12 protein-coding genes and 1 pseudogene are annotated in these 15,000 nt (G+C 69.5%); 5 read left to right on the forward strand and 8 right to left on the reverse strand.

Features of this window, described 5'->3' with window-relative positions; translation table 11 throughout:
• Positions 1–114 precede the first annotated feature (114 nt).
• Entirely contained in the window at positions 115–3,993 is a 3,879-nt protein-coding gene (locus ACTWQN_RS28995) for a tetratricopeptide repeat protein (RefSeq protein ID WP_443206775.1), read from the forward strand.
• Here ACTWQN_RS28995 and ACTWQN_RS29000 read toward each other — a convergent pair whose 3' ends face one another.
• Entirely contained in the window at positions 3,994–5,412 is a 1,419-nt protein-coding gene (locus ACTWQN_RS29000; protein WP_443206776.1) for a lipase maturation factor family protein, read from the reverse strand.
• 65 nt (positions 5,413–5,477) lie between these two features.
• Between ACTWQN_RS29000 and ACTWQN_RS29005 the strand changes: the two genes are divergently transcribed.
• Entirely contained in the window at positions 5,478–6,305 is an 828-nt protein-coding gene (locus tag ACTWQN_RS29005; RefSeq protein WP_443206777.1) for a putative RNA methyltransferase, read from the forward strand.
• Between the two features lie 36 nt (positions 6,306–6,341).
• On the opposite strand, the pseudogene ACTWQN_RS29010 reads toward ACTWQN_RS29005, so the two are convergent.
• Positions 6,342–6,401 (reverse strand): annotated as a pseudogene (locus ACTWQN_RS29010) (hypothetical protein); the annotation flags it as partial.
• Positions 6,402–6,678: 277 nt separating this feature from the next.
• Complete coding sequence (locus ACTWQN_RS29015) at positions 6,679–7,596, reverse strand: alpha/beta hydrolase (RefSeq protein ID WP_443206778.1); 918 nt, start codon at positions 7,594–7,596, stop codon at positions 6,679–6,681.
• A 139-nt stretch (positions 7,597–7,735) separates the two neighbouring features.
• Between ACTWQN_RS29015 and ACTWQN_RS29020 the strand changes: the two genes are divergently transcribed.
• Positions 7,736–8,626 (forward strand): helix-turn-helix transcriptional regulator, encoded by an 891-nt coding sequence (locus ACTWQN_RS29020; protein WP_443206779.1) that lies wholly within the window; start codon positions 7,736–7,738, stop codon positions 8,624–8,626.
• A gap of 285 nt (positions 8,627–8,911) precedes the next feature.
• On the opposite strand, the gene ACTWQN_RS29025 is transcribed toward ACTWQN_RS29020, so the two are convergent.
• The 3 genes from ACTWQN_RS29025 to ACTWQN_RS29035 form a co-directional block, all read right to left on the reverse strand.
• Complete coding sequence (locus ACTWQN_RS29025; RefSeq protein ID WP_443206780.1) at positions 8,912–9,193, reverse strand: DUF397 domain-containing protein; 282 nt, start codon at positions 9,191–9,193, stop codon at positions 8,912–8,914.
• A gap of 3 nt (positions 9,194–9,196) precedes the next feature.
• Positions 9,197–9,655 carry a DUF5753 domain-containing protein gene (locus tag ACTWQN_RS29030; protein WP_443206781.1) on the reverse strand — a complete coding sequence of 153 codons (459 nt, stop codon included), beginning with the start codon at positions 9,653–9,655 and terminating at the stop codon, positions 9,197–9,199.
• A gap of 344 nt (positions 9,656–9,999) precedes the next feature.
• The gene (locus tag ACTWQN_RS29035; RefSeq protein ID WP_443206782.1) at positions 10,000–10,320 is read right to left on the reverse strand and encodes an ArsR/SmtB family transcription factor; all 321 of its coding nucleotides are present in this window, start codon (positions 10,318–10,320) and stop codon (positions 10,000–10,002) included.
• A 91-nt stretch (positions 10,321–10,411) separates the two neighbouring features.
• Here ACTWQN_RS29035 and ACTWQN_RS29040 point away from each other — a divergent pair, with 91 nt between their 5' ends.
• A complete protein-coding gene (locus ACTWQN_RS29040) occupies positions 10,412–11,197 on the forward strand; it encodes a hypothetical protein (RefSeq protein ID WP_443206783.1) in 786 nt (261 codons plus the stop codon).
• Positions 11,194–11,544, forward strand: coding sequence for a hypothetical protein (locus ACTWQN_RS29045; protein ID WP_443206784.1), 351 nt, complete (start codon positions 11,194–11,196; stop codon positions 11,542–11,544). The genes ACTWQN_RS29040 and ACTWQN_RS29045 overlap by 4 nt, the downstream gene beginning before the upstream one ends.
• Before the next feature lie 53 nt (positions 11,545–11,597).
• Here the strand turns inward: ACTWQN_RS29045 and ACTWQN_RS29050 are convergent, their stop codons facing one another.
• Together ACTWQN_RS29050 and ACTWQN_RS29055 are read right to left on the reverse strand one after the other, a co-directional pair.
• Entirely contained in the window at positions 11,598–13,070 is a 1,473-nt protein-coding gene (locus tag ACTWQN_RS29050; RefSeq protein ID WP_443206785.1) for an aldehyde dehydrogenase (NADP(+)), read from the reverse strand.
• 271 nt (positions 13,071–13,341) lie between these two features.
• Complete coding sequence (locus ACTWQN_RS29055; RefSeq protein ID WP_443206786.1) at positions 13,342–14,694, reverse strand: FAD-dependent oxidoreductase; 1,353 nt, start codon at positions 14,692–14,694, stop codon at positions 13,342–13,344.
• Positions 14,695–15,000 lie beyond the last annotated feature (306 nt).

Consider the following 15,000-nt stretch of genomic DNA (forward strand, 5'->3'; position numbering starts at 1 on the left):
GGTCGCCGTCCTGGCCGAGAACCGGCAACAACCGCCCGCGAAGTTCGGCGATCCGCACCGGCTCGGCGATCACCGGTGGCAAACTGCCGCTGGTGGTGGCCGGGAGGTGCGGGTGTGGGCGAGTTCTCCGATGACGAGCTCGATTTCGACGACATCGATCTGCTCCGGCAGCAGGGCCGCTACGTCGAAGCGCAGCAAGCCGTCGACCGGGCGCTGGCGCACGGCGACAGCGCCGAGCTGCGCATCCTGCGGGGGCGGGTGGCAACGATCCGCCAAGGCCCGGCCGCCGCGCTGGCTGACTTCGAGCGCGCCGTCGAACTGGATCCCGATTCCGACGCGGTTCGGGCGCGTTGGATCAAGGCGTTGGCGAACGTGTTTCGCTACGAAGCGGCGTTGGTGGCCGCCGATGACGCCGCGGCGCGGTTTCCGCGCAGCGTCCCGGTTCGCCTGGCCCGAGCCGCCGCACTGACCTCGATGTGCCGCGACGAGGAGTCGTTGGCGCAGGTCGACGCCGCGCTCGACGTCGCGCCGGAGGACCTCAAGGCCCTGCGCACGCGCGTCTACGGGCTCGCGTACCTGGGCCGCGCCGACGATGCGGTGACCGCCGCGCAGCAGGCGTTGCAGCTGGTTCCCGATCACCCGGACCTGCTGTCCGCCCTGGCGTACGCGCGGCTCGACCAGGGCCGTTACGCGGCCGCGCTGCAAGCCCTGGACCAGGCGATGCGGATCGACCCGGCGCACCACGTCGCCGGTAACCGGAAAGCCTCCTACCTGCAGTACCTGAGCCGGTTCGAGGAAGCCGACCAGGTGCTGGCCGAGACCCTGCGGCACCGGCCCGAGGATCCGCAGCTGCTGGTGACCCGCGCCCGGCTCGCCGAAGCGCACGACCAGAGCGAGTTGGCCCTCGAACGCATCGAAGCGGCCGCCGCGATGCATCCGAACAGCCCGCTGATCATCGAATGGCACGCGACTTTCCTGCGTTACGCCGAACGGTACGACGAAGCGGACAAGCTGCTCACCGATGCCTTGAACCGCCAGCCCGAGCAGCCCCAGCTGCACGTCGAGCTGGCGTGGCTGCGCAGCGCGCAGGACCGCGACGACGACAGCATCGAAGCGGTGCGCCAAGCGTTCCGCATCGATCCGCACTGGTCACGCGATTCAGAGGTGGTGTTGCTGGCGAGCGCCGGGCGGTTGGCCGAAGCCGAACAGGCCGCCCGGAGCGCCCTGCGAGTCCAGCCGCACGACCAGGAACTGCGGTTCCAACTGGTCGATGTGCTGGACCGCCAGTACGGCGCAGCCGAGGCGTTGGCGGCATGCGTCCAGTTCCTCGCCGACGCCCCGAACGGTTTCGAACTGCACGCCAACCGGCTGCACTTCCTGTCCAGGCTGAGCCGCTACGACGAGCTGTTGGCGGTGGCCGAAGCCGCCCAGCAGCAGTTCCCAGAAGTCCCGGACCTGTGCCACCACCTCGGCAAGGCGTATTTCGAGCGAAACGACTACCGAGCCGCGCTCGGCTGGTTCGAGCAGGCGTTGAACGGGGCACCCGGCAACGCGGACAGCCTGGAGCACTGGGTGATGTCGCTGCGCCTGATGGGGCGTCTCGACGAGGCCGAGGCGGCGGCGCGGGAGGCGTTGCGCCGTCGGCCGCGCCGACCGGAGTTGCACGAGGAACTCTCCCTGGTGCTGTCCGCGCGAGGTGATCATGAGGCCGCACTGTCCGCTTTGGACGACGGGCTGGTGGCGTGCGGCGAGGGCTGGTACCTGCGGTCGGCCCTGATCGCGGAGTACTCCCGGCAGGGACGCTACGACGAGGCGCTGCGGGAGACCGAGACGGCGATCCGACTCGACCCGGACAACGCGGCGGCCGGAGTGCGCCGGATCGGATTCCTGGAGGAGTTGCGGCGCAGCGCGGACGCCGCGGCGGCGGAACTGGCCGAGCGGTTCCCCGACGACGAATCGGTGCACGAATGCCTCGGCTGGCGCGAGGCGGAGCAGGGCCGCTACGAGGCCGCGCTCGAACGGTTCCGGCGCTGTCAGCAGATCGGCACGAGGGAACCGGTCGCGATCCGAAACCAGGTCAAAGTGCTGCGCATCCAAGGCCGTTTCGACGACGCCCTGGCGCTGCTGCGGGAGGAGATGCGGCGGCATCCGGACTGGGTGCTGCTGGTGGTGGAACTCGGGCGGACGTTCGAGGGGCTGGGCCGGTTCGCGGAGGCCGTCGAGGCCGCCCGAAAAGTGCAGCGGTTGGATCCGTTCTACGACGTCGGGTACTTGGACGAGATCAGCGCCCTGTGCCGGATGGGTGAACTCCGCGACGCCGAAGCAGCCACCAGGTCGGCGCTCGAACGCTTCCCGCGCGACCCGGACTTCCAGCACCAGTTGGCGCTGATCTACGTGTGGACGAACCGGCTGGACAAGGCGTTGGCGCAGTGCGACGAGGTGCTGGCGCTCGCGCCGCTGCGGCTGACCACCCTGCTGCTGAAATCGAACGTCCTGGGCAAGCTGCGCAGGCACGGCGAGGCGGAACGGCTGGTCCGCGGGATGCTGCCGAGGTTCGCCCACGAGCGGTCGCTGCAGTTCGAGTTGGGCTGGATCCTGTTGGTGCAGAAGCGGTTCCCGGTCGCCGAGGAGCTGTTCCGGGGACTGCTGGACGGCTCCGCGACCGTGGACGAACGTCGCGAAGCGCTGGAAGCGCTCGGCTGGCTCGCGTTGCAGCGCAACGACATCCCGGAAGCCGAGCGGCAGTTCCGGGCGGCGCTGGTGCTCCATCCGACGGCTGCCGACATCCGGCTGGCGCTGGCCTCGGCGCTGCTGCGCAGCGGGCTCGACGCCCACCACGACGAGGTGGAGCGGCTCTGCGTCGGAGTGCTGGCCGACGACGCGTACTCGACCGAAGCCCACGTGCTCTCCGGGGTGCTGCACTTCCGCCGGGGCAACTACGCCACCGCCGAGTACCACCTGCGCACCGCCGTCGACCTCGACCCGCACCAGGGCGCCTACGTCGATCTCGCCGCGCTGTACAGCCAACTGGGGCGTTTCGACGAGGCGGCGGAACTGCTCGGCAAGGCGGTGGAACGGGACTTCTACGACGTGCAGGCGCACATCGAGCTGGGCAACCTCCACCTCCAGCGGGACATCGACGGCGGCGAGCCGGGGGAATGGGCCGGGCGGGCGGCACCGGAGTTCCGCCGGGCGACCGTGCTGGAGCCCGGCAACGGAACCGCCGCGATCGGGCTGGCCCGCGCCGTCGCGCGGTCCTCCGGGGACCTCTTGAGCGCGGAGGAGCCGCTGCGCTACGCGCTGGACCGGGCGGACTGCGACCTGCCGAAGTGGCGGTTGCAGGTCGAGTTGGCCAGGTTGCTGGTCCAGCGCGGCGACGCCACCGGCAGCGATGACCTCTACCTGGAGGCGCTGGCGGTCGCTCGGGAGGCGATCGGTTCGGCCGCCGACGAGGCCGAACCGTACTTCGTCGCCGGGGTGGCGGCGTACAAGATCGGGGAGAGCGGCGACGCCCAGCTGTCCGCGCTGCACTTCCGCCGCGCGATGCGGTACCTGCGGCGGGTGGAGAAGTTCGACAGCCGCCACTCCGAGGCGCACCGCGTGCGGGTGCTGGCGGAGCAGCGCATTCGGCGAGTTCGCTCCAGCGTGGTCGGCAGCACGGCCTTGATCGCCGTTTCGCTGGTCATGCTGGCCTTGCTGTGGAGCGCGTTCTTCCTGCGGTACCAGGTGCCCACCGTGCTGCTCGGCAGCTTGACACCGGTGCTGGTCGCGATGGTGGCGATCGGTTTCCTGCTGCCGCTGCTGGTTCGGTTGAAGCTGCCCGGCGGCCTGGAAGCCGATCTTTCCGCGAGCCTGCACCAGGTTTCCGCCGGGCCGACCGGCGAGGTGAGCCTCGGCGCCGGGCGCTACGGCGGCCGACGCGCGGAGCAGACGCGGTCCCGTCCCGCGTCGCTCAGTGAAGGTCCGCGCGGCGAGCTCTCCGCCCGCGGCTGATCACTTCAGGTCGGCCAGGGACAGGGGCGGGACGAAGTCGCTGACCCGGCTGCGGATCCAGAAGGCTCCCGTTTCCCGGCGTTCGGCGCGGGTCGCGAAGCGGTAGCGGTACAGCTCGGCGCGCACCAGGGCCGGTGGCTGCTCTGGGAACGGGTTGTGGCGCAGCAGCCGCAGCACGGGTTCTTCGCCTCGCAGCAACGCTTCCACCAGGCTCGGCAGCCAGGTTCGGCCGTAGCTGGGCGAAATCGCGAGGAACCACATCAGCCAGTCCAGCCGCAGGTGGTAGGGCGCCACCTGCGGCGGTCGGCGGTGCGGGTCGCCGGGCTTGCCCTTGAACTCGTACGTCCGCCACGGCGCGTTGGCGTCGGCCGCGCCCTCGACGACCACCTCGTAGCGGGTGCGGGTGACGCTGCCGAAGGCGCCGTAGGTGTTGCCCAGGTGCAGCCTGTTGAAGCTGCGGTTCATCACCTGCCGCCGTCCCAGCATGTTGCGCACCGGCCAGTAGCTGAGCACCACGAACACGACCGTCACGGCCAGCACCGCCGCTACGAACCACCGCGGCGGGTCGGCCAGCGGCGGTGGCGCGGGCGTCACCCAGCGCAGCAGCCACGAGTCCATCGCCGCGAACGCCAGCGTGATGGTCAGCAGGTTCAACCAGGCGAAGTTCCCGCTCAACATCAGCCACACCTGCGTGATCACGATGATCAACGCCGCCGTGGTGGCGATCGGCTGCGGGGCGAACAGCAGGAACGGCACCACCAGTTGGGTGCCGTGGTTGGCGGCCACCTCGATCCTGTGCAGCGGTCCCGGCAACCAGTGGAACCACCAGCTCAGCGGGCCGGGCATCGGCTGCGTCTCGTGGTGGTAGTACAGCGCGGTGAAATCCCGCCAGCACGCGTCGCCGCGCATTTTGATCAGCCCGGCACCGAATTCCAGGCGGAGCAGCAGCCAGCACAGCAGCCACAGCACCGGCGCCGGTGGCGGCATTGCCGCCGGACCCAGGAAGATCGCCAGGAAGCCCGCTTCCAGCAGCAGCGATTCCCAGCCGAAGGAGTACCAGACCTGCCCGACGTTGACGATCGACAGGTACAGCAGCCACAGCAGCAGCCACCACGCCATCGACGCCCACAGCGGTGCGATGTCGGCGAGGCCGACCAGCGCCAGCGCGCTCCCGACGACGCCGAGCCACGCCACGCCCGCGAAGAACCGGTCGGAGTAGTGCAGGTGGAACAGGCTCGGCGCCTGGCCGAAGGACACCCGCGCCAGGAACCGGGGGATCGGCGTCAGGCCGCGCTCGCCGAGCAGGCCCCGGAACTGGCGGACCGCGCTGACGAAACCCATCAGGTAGCCGAGCGCCAGCAGGTGCTGCACCGCGAACCGCGCGGCCCAGTAGTCGGGTGCCGAAACCCACTCCCACATCTGCCCACACCATCCAGCCGGTCGACGACTTCTAGAATCTCCTACCGACGGGGTGGAGGGCGAACGTGCTGGACGACGTGGTGGCGGTGCTGGCCTGTCCGCACTGCGGTTCGGACCTGGACCGGGCCGGGAACACGTTGCGCTGCACGACGAACCACGTGTTCGACATCGCCCGGCAGGGCTACGTGAGCCTGCTGTCCGGCAGGAGCCGGATGGTCGGTGACACCGCGGCGATGGTCGCGGCTCGGGCTGACTTCCTCGCCGCGGGCCACTACGCACCGATCGCCGACGCGGTGGCCGCGGCGGTGGCAGGGGTCGAGGGCTGCGTGGTCGACCTCGGGGCCGGGACCGGCTACTACCTCGCCCGCGTGCTGGCGGAGTCGCCGCAGCGGATCGGAGTCGCGCTCGACGTCTCGAAGTACGCCTGCCGACGCGCCGCCAAGGCCCATCCGAGGTTGGGTGCGGTGGTGGCCGATGCGTGGCAGCCGCTACCGGTGCGCACCGGGGCGGCGTCGGTGGTGCTGAACGTCTTCGCGCCGCGCAACGCCGCCGAGATGCACCGCGTGCTGCGCCCCGGCGGGTACCTCGTGGTGGTGGTCCCGAACTCCGACCACCTCGCCGGGCTGGTCGCCGCGCTCGACCTGCTCAAGGTCGACGAGCACAAGCAGCAGCGGCTGACCGAACAGTTGGCCGACCGGTTCACCCCGGTGTCCCAGCAGACCTGCCAGTTCCCGCTATCCCTCGACGAGGCGGAAACCGAGGCGGTGGTAGCGATGGGCCCCAGCGCCTGGCACGCCACGCCCGAGGACCTGCGGACCCGCATCGCGGCCCTGCCTCGACCCATCACACCGACCGCATCCGTGACAGTGGCGGTGTACCAGCGCCGGGACTGAAGCCAGCGTGCGCTCAGTCGCGGTTGGACCATCGCGAATCACCGCTGACGCGTACGACCTCGTCTGAAGCAAGCCCGGCACGTACCCGAGATTCATGGATCTCGCTGGCTCCCCATTTGGGTCCTATGTGGAGAAACCATTCGGGCACTGCCTGGTTGCCGTCCCGCCAGCCCTTTTCCATTGCCGCGTAGGCGAGTTGCAGGTACCAGTCGATGCCTTCTGATGGCACACCGAGGAACGGAAAAGGACACTCGGGTCGTAGTTTCCGCGCCGATTTGAGGCACTGCCGCGTGCAGATGAGCATCGCGTGAGCATTTGCCCAGGTGTTGCGTCGGGTGGCCAGGCGTGGCGCGTGCGATGCTCAGGGACTCGTTTAGCTGGTCTCGGACAGGTGGCCCCTGAAGAAGTCGGTCAGTTTCGCGACCGCTGGCGTGACGTACTCGTCCTTGTCGTAGAGGTCGTTGTGCACGGCGCCCTCGATCCAGTGCAGTTCCTTCGGGCCGACCGCCTTCTGGAACGCTTCCACGCTCATCCAGGAGGTCACCGCCTCGCGGCCGACGATCATGAGCAGCGGGCGCGGCGCGATCAGGTCGACGGAGCGGAAGGCATCGAAGGTGGCGATGCGGTCGACGCTGCTCCAGGTCAACGACTTCGCTGAGCGCGGGTGCCCGGCACGTGGGGTGCAGTAGTACTCCCAGCCTTCGTAGACGTGCGGTCCGCCCGCGCGGGCCTCCTCCTCGGTGTCGGGGAAGAGATCGAAGGTCTGGACGCCCTCGCCGCGGGCTTCGGCGGTGCGCGCCGCTGCGGCCGCGTCGAGCATGCCCTGGATGACGGCGGGGTCCTGGGTGCCGTCGGCGCCGAGTCGGAACTGGCGGGCGACGTCGACGGCGCTGACCGTGCCGAGGGCCTTGATGCGGTGCTCGGTCGCGGTGGCGGCGAGGCCGTACCCGCCGGAGGCGCAGATGCCGAGCATCCCGATGCGGTCGGGATCGACCTCGTCCCGGGTGGTGAGGAACGAGACCGCGGCCTTGATGTCCTCGATCCGCTGGGCCGGATCCTCCAGGCCGCGCGGCTCGCCTTCGCTCTCGCCCTGGTGGGCGGCGTCGAACGCGAGGGTGACGAAGCCCTGCTCGGCCAGGCGCCGCGCGTACAGGCCCGAGGCCTGCTCCTTGACGCTGCTGCCGGGGTGGCCGACGACGAGGGCCGCGCGCGGACCGGCAGCGTCCTCGGGGGTGTAGAGGTGGCCGGCGATCTTCATGCCGGCGCTGAGGAAGGTGACGTCTGTCCTCATGGGTGGTGCTCTCCAGTCGTCCGAAGTGGATGTCCAACGACTTCCACCGTCGCGCCGCCCGGTGCGGGATACCAGGGAGGAACCTGCGTATGCAGGCCAGTACCAGGCAGGCGGCCACGATCTCCGGAAGACTGGAGCCGTGGCTACCGAAGGCAGCGAACTGGGCGAATTCCTGCGCGCCCGCCGCGCCGCGCTCGACCCGCATGAGGCGGGCATAGCCGACGACGGCAGGCTGCGCCGCGTCCCGGGCCTGCGCCGGGAGGAGCTGGCCCAGCTCGCGCACGTGAGCGTCGACTACATCGTCCGGCTGGAGCAGGGACGCACCCGCCGGGTCTCCCGCCCAGTCCTCGACACACTCGCTGACGCGCTACGGCTCACCCCGGACGAGCGCGACTACCTGTTCACCGTGGCCGACGTCGCCCCGGCGGCTCCCGTCCGGCAAGCCGGTCGGTCGGAGGTGGCGCCGCGGCTGCGGCAGCTGCTGGACACGATGCCCGACATCCCTGCGATGGTCCTCAACCGCCGCATGGACGTCCTCGCCTGGAACCGCGGCGCCGCCGCCCTGCTGACCGACTTCGGGGCGCTGCCCCCTGCCGAGCGCAACCTGATCCGGCTGACCTTCCTCGACAACACGTTCCGATCCCTCTACGCGGACTGGCCACGCGCCGCCCGTGACTGTGTCGCAGTCCTACGCATGGAAGCAGGCCGAAACCCCCACGACCCGACCCTGAGCGCGCTGGTCGGCGAGCTGAGCGTCCGCGACCCGGACTTCCGTACCTGGTGGGCCAGCCACCAGGTACGCGGCGCACGACAGCTCAACAAGACCTACCACCACCCGGTGGCAGGCACCCTCGACCTGAACGTCCAGCAGTTCTCCGTCGACACCCACCCCGACCAGCAGCTAGTCGCCTTCACCGCAGAACCCGACACCACCTCCGAGGAAGCACTGCGCTTCCTCCTGCAGTGGACCACAGCCCCCACCGCCGATCAGGATGACGACCGCACCAGCAACCCCAACAGTCGTCGCTAGACGGCGGCCAAGGCGCACCGCACAACAGGACCAGCACCTCACCACCGGCGTGCGGCGACGCACCAAAGCCAGCGATCAACTACTGCGGAAAGAAGCGCCGCCCGAGGTGATCAACTACCACTGGCACACGTCGTCCGAGAATCTGCGGACCCGCATCGCCGCCCTGCCTCGACCCAGCACACCGACCATCCGTGACAGTGGCGGTGTACCAGCGCCGGGACTGAGGCCAGCGTGAGCGTGCTCGGCGGGCGCCGGAGCCCCGGCTCGCGCACCCATCGTCGCCGGTCAGCGGTCGAAGCGATCCGCCTTGACACCGCTGAGGAAGCCAACCCACGCATCAGGCCCGAACAACAACGCCGGTCCGCTCGGATCCTTCGAATCCCGCACCCCGGTCACCGACTCTCCGAGGCCGACTTCGACGCATTGGCCACCGTTAGGACCGCTCCGGCTGCCCTTCCGCCAAGCCATGCCAACCTCGACGCAGTCGCCGCCGTTGGGGCCGCTGCAGCTGCTCTTTCGCCAAGTTCCGACTAACTCGGTGGAGTCGCGAACGTAGAAGTCGATCATCGGTTAGCTACCTCTCAAGAGATCGATCAGCAGTCCCTTGGAATCATGTGTGGACAGCGCCTCCGCACTCAAGTGATTGAAATCTGCGTTGAACTGCTCGATCTCCTCTGGCTCCTCCAGGTACAGGCCTCCAAGTTGGTTCTCCACGTACACGACACCCGGGTCGTTCGGTCGCGGAAAACCAAGCCATTTAAAGGACCCCAGGTGCCCTCGGCCTGGTCCGGTGTTGAACGGCATCACCTGGAAAGTGACTTGCGGATGGTCACACATCTCGATCAAGTGCTTCAGCTGCTCGTTCAGCACAGCGCCGTCGCCCTGAGTCCGCTGGAGCACGGACTCGTCAACAATCGCGTGCAAGGACAAGGCAGCCGCCTCTCGGTGTAGCGCGCTCTGACGTTGCAGACGCGCATCGACCTGCCTTCCCAGCTTGATATTCGCCGGGGCGTCGGCGCCGCTGATCAATGCTTCAGCATCTGCTGGTCCGGCACCAACGAACTGATCGAGGTCCCGTGAGTGGCCCGGAACCGAGTGAAGGGCACCTTTGACCGACTATGCCGGTCAAAGGTGCCCTTCACTCATGCACCGTCCAGGTGAACCCGCACGACGCCAGCTCCGCTCCGGTTCGACTCCCCACCGATCGAGTGGTGGGTGAAGGGCACCTTTTACCAAGTTAGTTGGCGAAAGGTGCCCTTCACCCGTACTCCGTCCGAGTACTTGGGGGCTCGTGTCGCGGTGGTGGCGAAGCTGGTTGCGACCGCATCTGTGGTGGTGGCGGTGTACCGGCGCCGGGCGTGGCGTGCGGGTGTTTAGTCGTCTGCTGCTTGGAGGATTGTGCGTACGACGCCGGGGAACCGGTTGTCGAGTTCGGTGAGGCGCAGTGTGTTGATCCGGCGCCGTCCGCTGTCGTGCTGCCGGAGGATTCCGGCTTTGCGCAGTGTTCGGAAGTGGTGGCTGAGGGTTGACGCGGCGATGTTCAGGCCGAACGTTCCGCACGGCCGGTCGCCCTCGTCGATGAGCAGCCGCACGATCCGGCGGCGCGTCGGGTCGGCGAGCGCCTGCAGCACGTCGTCGAGCACGACGTCCTCGATCTCCGGGTGGTGCAGCGGAGTCCACCGGCCCAGTGGCACCGCGTCCTCCTCTTTTCGAGACTTTACGAAAAGAATACCTTATGTCTGGTTTGTTCGAGGAGGTTCGAAAAGACGGTTTTCGGGAGGAACGATGCGATCAAGACCCACCTTCGCCGCCGCGGCACTGGCCTGTGCCGTGACGCTGCTGGCCAGCGGCACGGCGAGCGCCGGAAACCATCCGGTGCCCACGCCGGATGGCCCGACCCCACCTGACGAGCCGATCGTCGAAGGGCCGGTCAACATCGACAGCATCGCGGTGTCGGTCCGCCCCGACGGCGGATCGCCGCTGGGCATCGAGATCGGTTTCGACCGCACGAGCCGGACCGAGAGCGGCGCGAAGCCCGCCCCGGCGAACCGGTTCGTCTTCCTCTTCGACAAGTCGATCCGGTTCAACCCGGAGAAGTTCCCGACCTGCGCGCGGGCCGACTTCGAGGCCGGTGGGCCTGACGCTTGCCCACCCGGGTCGAAGGTCGGTTCCGGCCAGGCGGTCATCTACCCCGACACCTCGGCCGAGGTCGCGGTGTTCAACACCCGCTACGACAACGGCATGCGCGGTGTGCTGATCACCATCCCGGCCACCGGTGCGGTGCTGGAGAACACCTTCGAAACCGTCGTCGACCCGTACCGCGCGGACTACCGCTGGGCGTCCGACGAGCTGCTCCCGTCGCCGCTGCCCCCGCTGGAGCGCTCGGCCACCACCCGCTTCCAGGTGTCGTTCGGGGCGACCACCAGCGACGCCACCGGAACGCACAGCTTCGTGGAGAGCTTCGCGCCGCCCCGGCACGAGCTCCGCTTCGGCGTGTGGAGCCGGTTCGTCACCGGGCAGGTCGTGGTGCCCACCGCCCGCGCCGACCGGCCCGCCTGGAACCGGCCATGACGACGGCACCGCGACTGGTCAACATCGGCCGAGCGGTGGCGGTGGTGCTCGGCCTGACGACGTTCGGATTCCTGTTCGTCCACGGATCGTGGCGCGCCGACAACCTGTTCCTGGTGCCCGACCTCATCATCTGCGCGCTGCTGGTGGTGGCCGCCGTGTTGCCGGTGGCCGCCGCCGGACCGGCGCTGGTGTTCGCCTTCGGCATGTCGGCCGGGGTGTTCACCACCGCGACGGCGGCCTACGCCGTCCGAGGCGAGGTGGGAATCGCCACGCTCATCGGCGTCGCGGTATCCGCGCTGATGGCCTGGCTGCTCGTCGCGCACCGGCCGGGATCCCGCGCCGCATGACGAACGGGCACCGGTCCACTGTGGACGCGGTGCCCGTTCGGATCAGCTGGTCGTCACTTCGGTTCGTGGATGGTCTGCGGGATGCCCCACGGGTTGTCGTCGCGCAGCGCCGCAGGAAGGAGGTCCTGCGGGACGTTCTGGTACGTGACCGGGCGCAGGAACCGGTCGATGGACGCGGTGCCCACCGAGGTGAAGCGGGCGTCCGTGGTCGCCGGGTACGGTCCGCCGTGCTGCATCGCCGGGGAGACCGCGACACCGGTCGGCCAGCCGTTGAACAGCAGTCGGCCCGCGCGGTCGCGCAGTCGGCTGAGCAGGCTCGCGGCGAACTCCGAGTCGTCGGCCTCGGCGTGCAGTGTCGCGGTGAGGTTGCCCTCGAACGCCTCGGCCGCCCGCCGCGCCTCGTCCTCCGAACCGTAGGTGACCACAATGGACAGTGGTCCGAAGACCTCCTCCAACAGCGCCTCGCGGTTGGCCAGCAGGGTGTCGACGTCGGTGCTCAGCAGCGTCGGCACCGTTTCGTCGGCGGCGCTGCCCTCGGCCAGCACCCGCACGCCCGGCACCTCGGTGACGGCGGTGCGCCGCCCGCTGTAGCCCTGGTGCAGCCGCTCGTTGAGCATCCGGTGCGCCGCGACGGCCTTCGACTCGGTGGCCAGCACGTCGTCCAGGCCGTGGTCGGCGGGCAGGAACAGCAGGCCCGGCTTGGTGCACAGCTGACCGGCGTTGCCCGAGTACGACGTCACGTAGCCCTTGGCGATCTCCTCGCCGCGGGCGCGAACAGCGCTGGGCGTGGCGAAAACCGGGTTGAGGCTGCCGAGTTCGCCGAAGAACGGGATCGGCGTGGGCCGCGAGTTGGCGATGTCGAAGAGCGCCCGCCCGGCCGGTACCGATCCGGTGAACGACGCCGCCTTGATCCGCGGGTCCCGCAGCGCGGCGGTGCCGACCTCGAAGCCCAGCACCACGCTGAACGCGCCGTCCGGTGCCCCGGCGGCCCGCAGTGCCTCGACGATGATCTCCCCGGTGCGCACCGAAAGCCGCGGGTGGCCGGGGTGCGCCTTGAGCACCACCGGGCAGCCCGCCGCGAGCGCCGATGCGGTGTCGCCGCCCGCGACCGAGAAGGCGAACGGGAAGTTGCTCGCGGCGAAGACCAGCACCGGGCCCACCGGCTGCAGGACGCGGCGCAGATCCGGCTTGGCGCCGAGTGCGAAACCGGCGTCCGCGCGGTCGACGGTGGCCTGCAGGTAGCTGCCGTCGTCGAGGACTTCGGCGAACAGCCGCAGCTGGAAGGTGGTGCGCCCCAGTTCGCCGGTCAGCCGACCCTCGGACAGGTTGGACTCGGCCATGGCCAGCGGCACCAGCTCGCCGCTGGCGGCGTCCAGCGCGTCGGCGACCGCGGTCAGCTGGCGGGCGCGGGTGGCGGGCGACTGAGCGCCGAAGGCGTCGGCGGCGTCGGCGGCTCGCTGCAGGACGGTGTCGAGTTCGGCTTGGGTGGTGTCCGGAATCCGTTCGGTCGCGGTCAACGTGCCCATCCTTTGCGCGGTACGAGTGCTGTCATCCACACCGTAATACGCCCCACCACCCGACCAGCCGGACACCGTTCGAAATCACGCACCGACTCTGCTCTTGCCCGGAAATGTCGCCAACCGCTCGGCCCGCTCTCGAAGCTGGCACCGCAGCGCCTTCACACGATGAGGTCGAGGTGAGGGGCACCCGTGACCAAGTAACTGGGGCACGGGTGCCCCTCACCTCTCATCCGAACGGGGAACGGCGCCGGTCGCGCCGTCGTGCGGGACGGCGTGGTCAGTGCTGGGGGCGGGAGATTCGCACCATCTGCTCGCGGGGGACGACCTTGATGCGTTCGCGGCCTTCGGCTTCGCCCAGCGCTTTCTCGTGTGCGTCCAAGCGGCCCCAGCCCTCCCATGTCGTGTACTCGACACCGCGCTCTTCGAGCAGTCGCAGGATGCTTTCCGGCGACGGCTGCTCCGCGTGCGGCATCGTCGTCTCGTCGGCCAGCACGTTGTTGATGGTCTCCAGGGCATCGCCCTTGGTGTGCCCGATCAGGCCCACCGGTCCGCGCTTGATCCAGCCGGTGGTGTAGACGCCCGGGATGTGCGCACCGTCGAGGTCCAGCACCCGGCCACCGTCGTTGGGCACCGTGCCGGAGCCGTGGTCGAAGGGGATGTCCGCCAGTGGCGAGCTCAGGTAGCCGACCGCGCGGTAGACCTGCTGCACCGGGTAGGTCTCGTACTCGCCGGTGCCGCGCACGTTGCCATCCCCGGTGAGCTCCATGACCTCGACCCCGAGGCCCTCGACCCGCTGGGTGCCGTGCACCTCGACCGGCGCGCGCAGGAAGTGCAGGTGCAGGCGGCGCGCGGTGTCGTGTTTCGGGTCCCGCAGCGCCCAGTCCTGCAACGTGCTGACGATCGTCTTGACCTGATTGCTGCTGCGGATCGCCGCCTCGCTGGCCTCGTCGAGCTCGAAGCCCTCGGGGTGCACGATGATCTCCACCTCTGGTTGGTGATCGAGCTCGCGCAGCTCCAGCGGGGTGAACTTGGCCTGCGCCGGGCCGCGCCGGGCGAACAGGTGCACGTCGGTGACCCGGGAGTCCTTCAGACCGCGGTAGACGTTGTCCGGGATCTCGGTGGTCAGCAGGTCGTCGGCCCGCTTGGCCAGCACCCGGGCGACGTCCAGCGCCACGTTGCCCGCGCCGATCACCGCGACCTGCCGACCGTCCAGCGTCCAGTCGCGAGCGGCTTCCGGATAGCCGTCGTACCAGTAGACGAAGTCCGCGGCGCCGAAGCTGTGCGGCAGCTCGATGCCCGGGATGTCCAGGGCGCGATCCCGGTCGGCGCCGGTGGCGAAGATGACCGCGTCGTAGTGGCGCCGCAGGTCGTCGAGCTTGATGTCCACGCCGTAGTCGATGTGCCCCAGGAACCGGATGCCCGGCCTGTCCAACACCCGGTGCAGCGCGCTGACGATGCCCTTGATGCGGGGGTGGTCGGGGGCCACGCCGTAGCGGATCAGGCCGTAGGGCGCGGGCATCCGGTCCAGCAGGTCGATCTCGACCGGGGTCTCGGACTTGGCCAGGATGTCGGCGGCGTACACACCGGCCGGTCCGGCCCCGACGATCGCCACTCGCAGCGGGCGGGTCATGCACTCTCCTCCTGCGCGCTCGCGCGCAACCGGGCCCGGTCGGGTACCGGGCCTGCTGAACTGCGCGGATGAGCCTCTAGCTTAGGCATGCCTTACCGCCGATCCCGCGATCCGGACTCGTGACAATGCTCATAAGGAGCCGCCGAACGGCTGTTCGTCGGGAGTCGCCCACGATGCGTGCGTGACCAAGCGCGGTGCGTGACAGTAAGATTCGAACTCGATCAGCCGCACCCGTCGCGCAGGCGGGTGCCGCGCCCCTCACGCAGCGATCCAGGGCGAAGGACAGGTGGGAGATGCGCCAGTTGC

Origin of the sequence: Saccharopolyspora antiqui, from assembly GCF_052246905.1 — a bacterium.
Taxonomy (GTDB): domain Bacteria; phylum Actinomycetota; class Actinomycetes; order Mycobacteriales; family Pseudonocardiaceae; genus Saccharopolyspora.

Bases quoted from the DNA above. Each gene is read 5' to 3' on its own strand.
- ACTWQN_RS29015 (WP_443206778.1), bottom strand. From the start codon at position 7,596: ATGAGGACAGACGTCACCTTCCTCAGCGCCGGCATGAAGATCGCCGGC.
- ACTWQN_RS29050 (WP_443206785.1), bottom strand. From the start codon at position 13,070: ATGGGCACGTTGACCGCGACCGAACGGATTCCGGACACCACCCAAGCC.
- ACTWQN_RS29040 (WP_443206783.1), top strand. From the start codon at position 10,412: ATGCGATCAAGACCCACCTTCGCCGCCGCGGCACTGGCCTGTGCCGTG.
- ACTWQN_RS29045 (WP_443206784.1), top strand. From the start codon at position 11,194: ATGACGACGGCACCGCGACTGGTCAACATCGGCCGAGCGGTGGCGGTG.
- ACTWQN_RS29000 (WP_443206776.1), bottom strand. From the start codon at position 5,412: ATGTGGGAGTGGGTTTCGGCACCCGACTACTGGGCCGCGCGGTTCGCG.
- ACTWQN_RS29055 (WP_443206786.1), bottom strand. From the start codon at position 14,694: ATGACCCGCCCGCTGCGAGTGGCGATCGTCGGGGCCGGACCGGCCGGT.
- ACTWQN_RS29025 (WP_443206780.1), bottom strand. From the start codon at position 9,193: ATGATCGACTTCTACGTTCGCGACTCCACCGAGTTAGTCGGAACTTGG.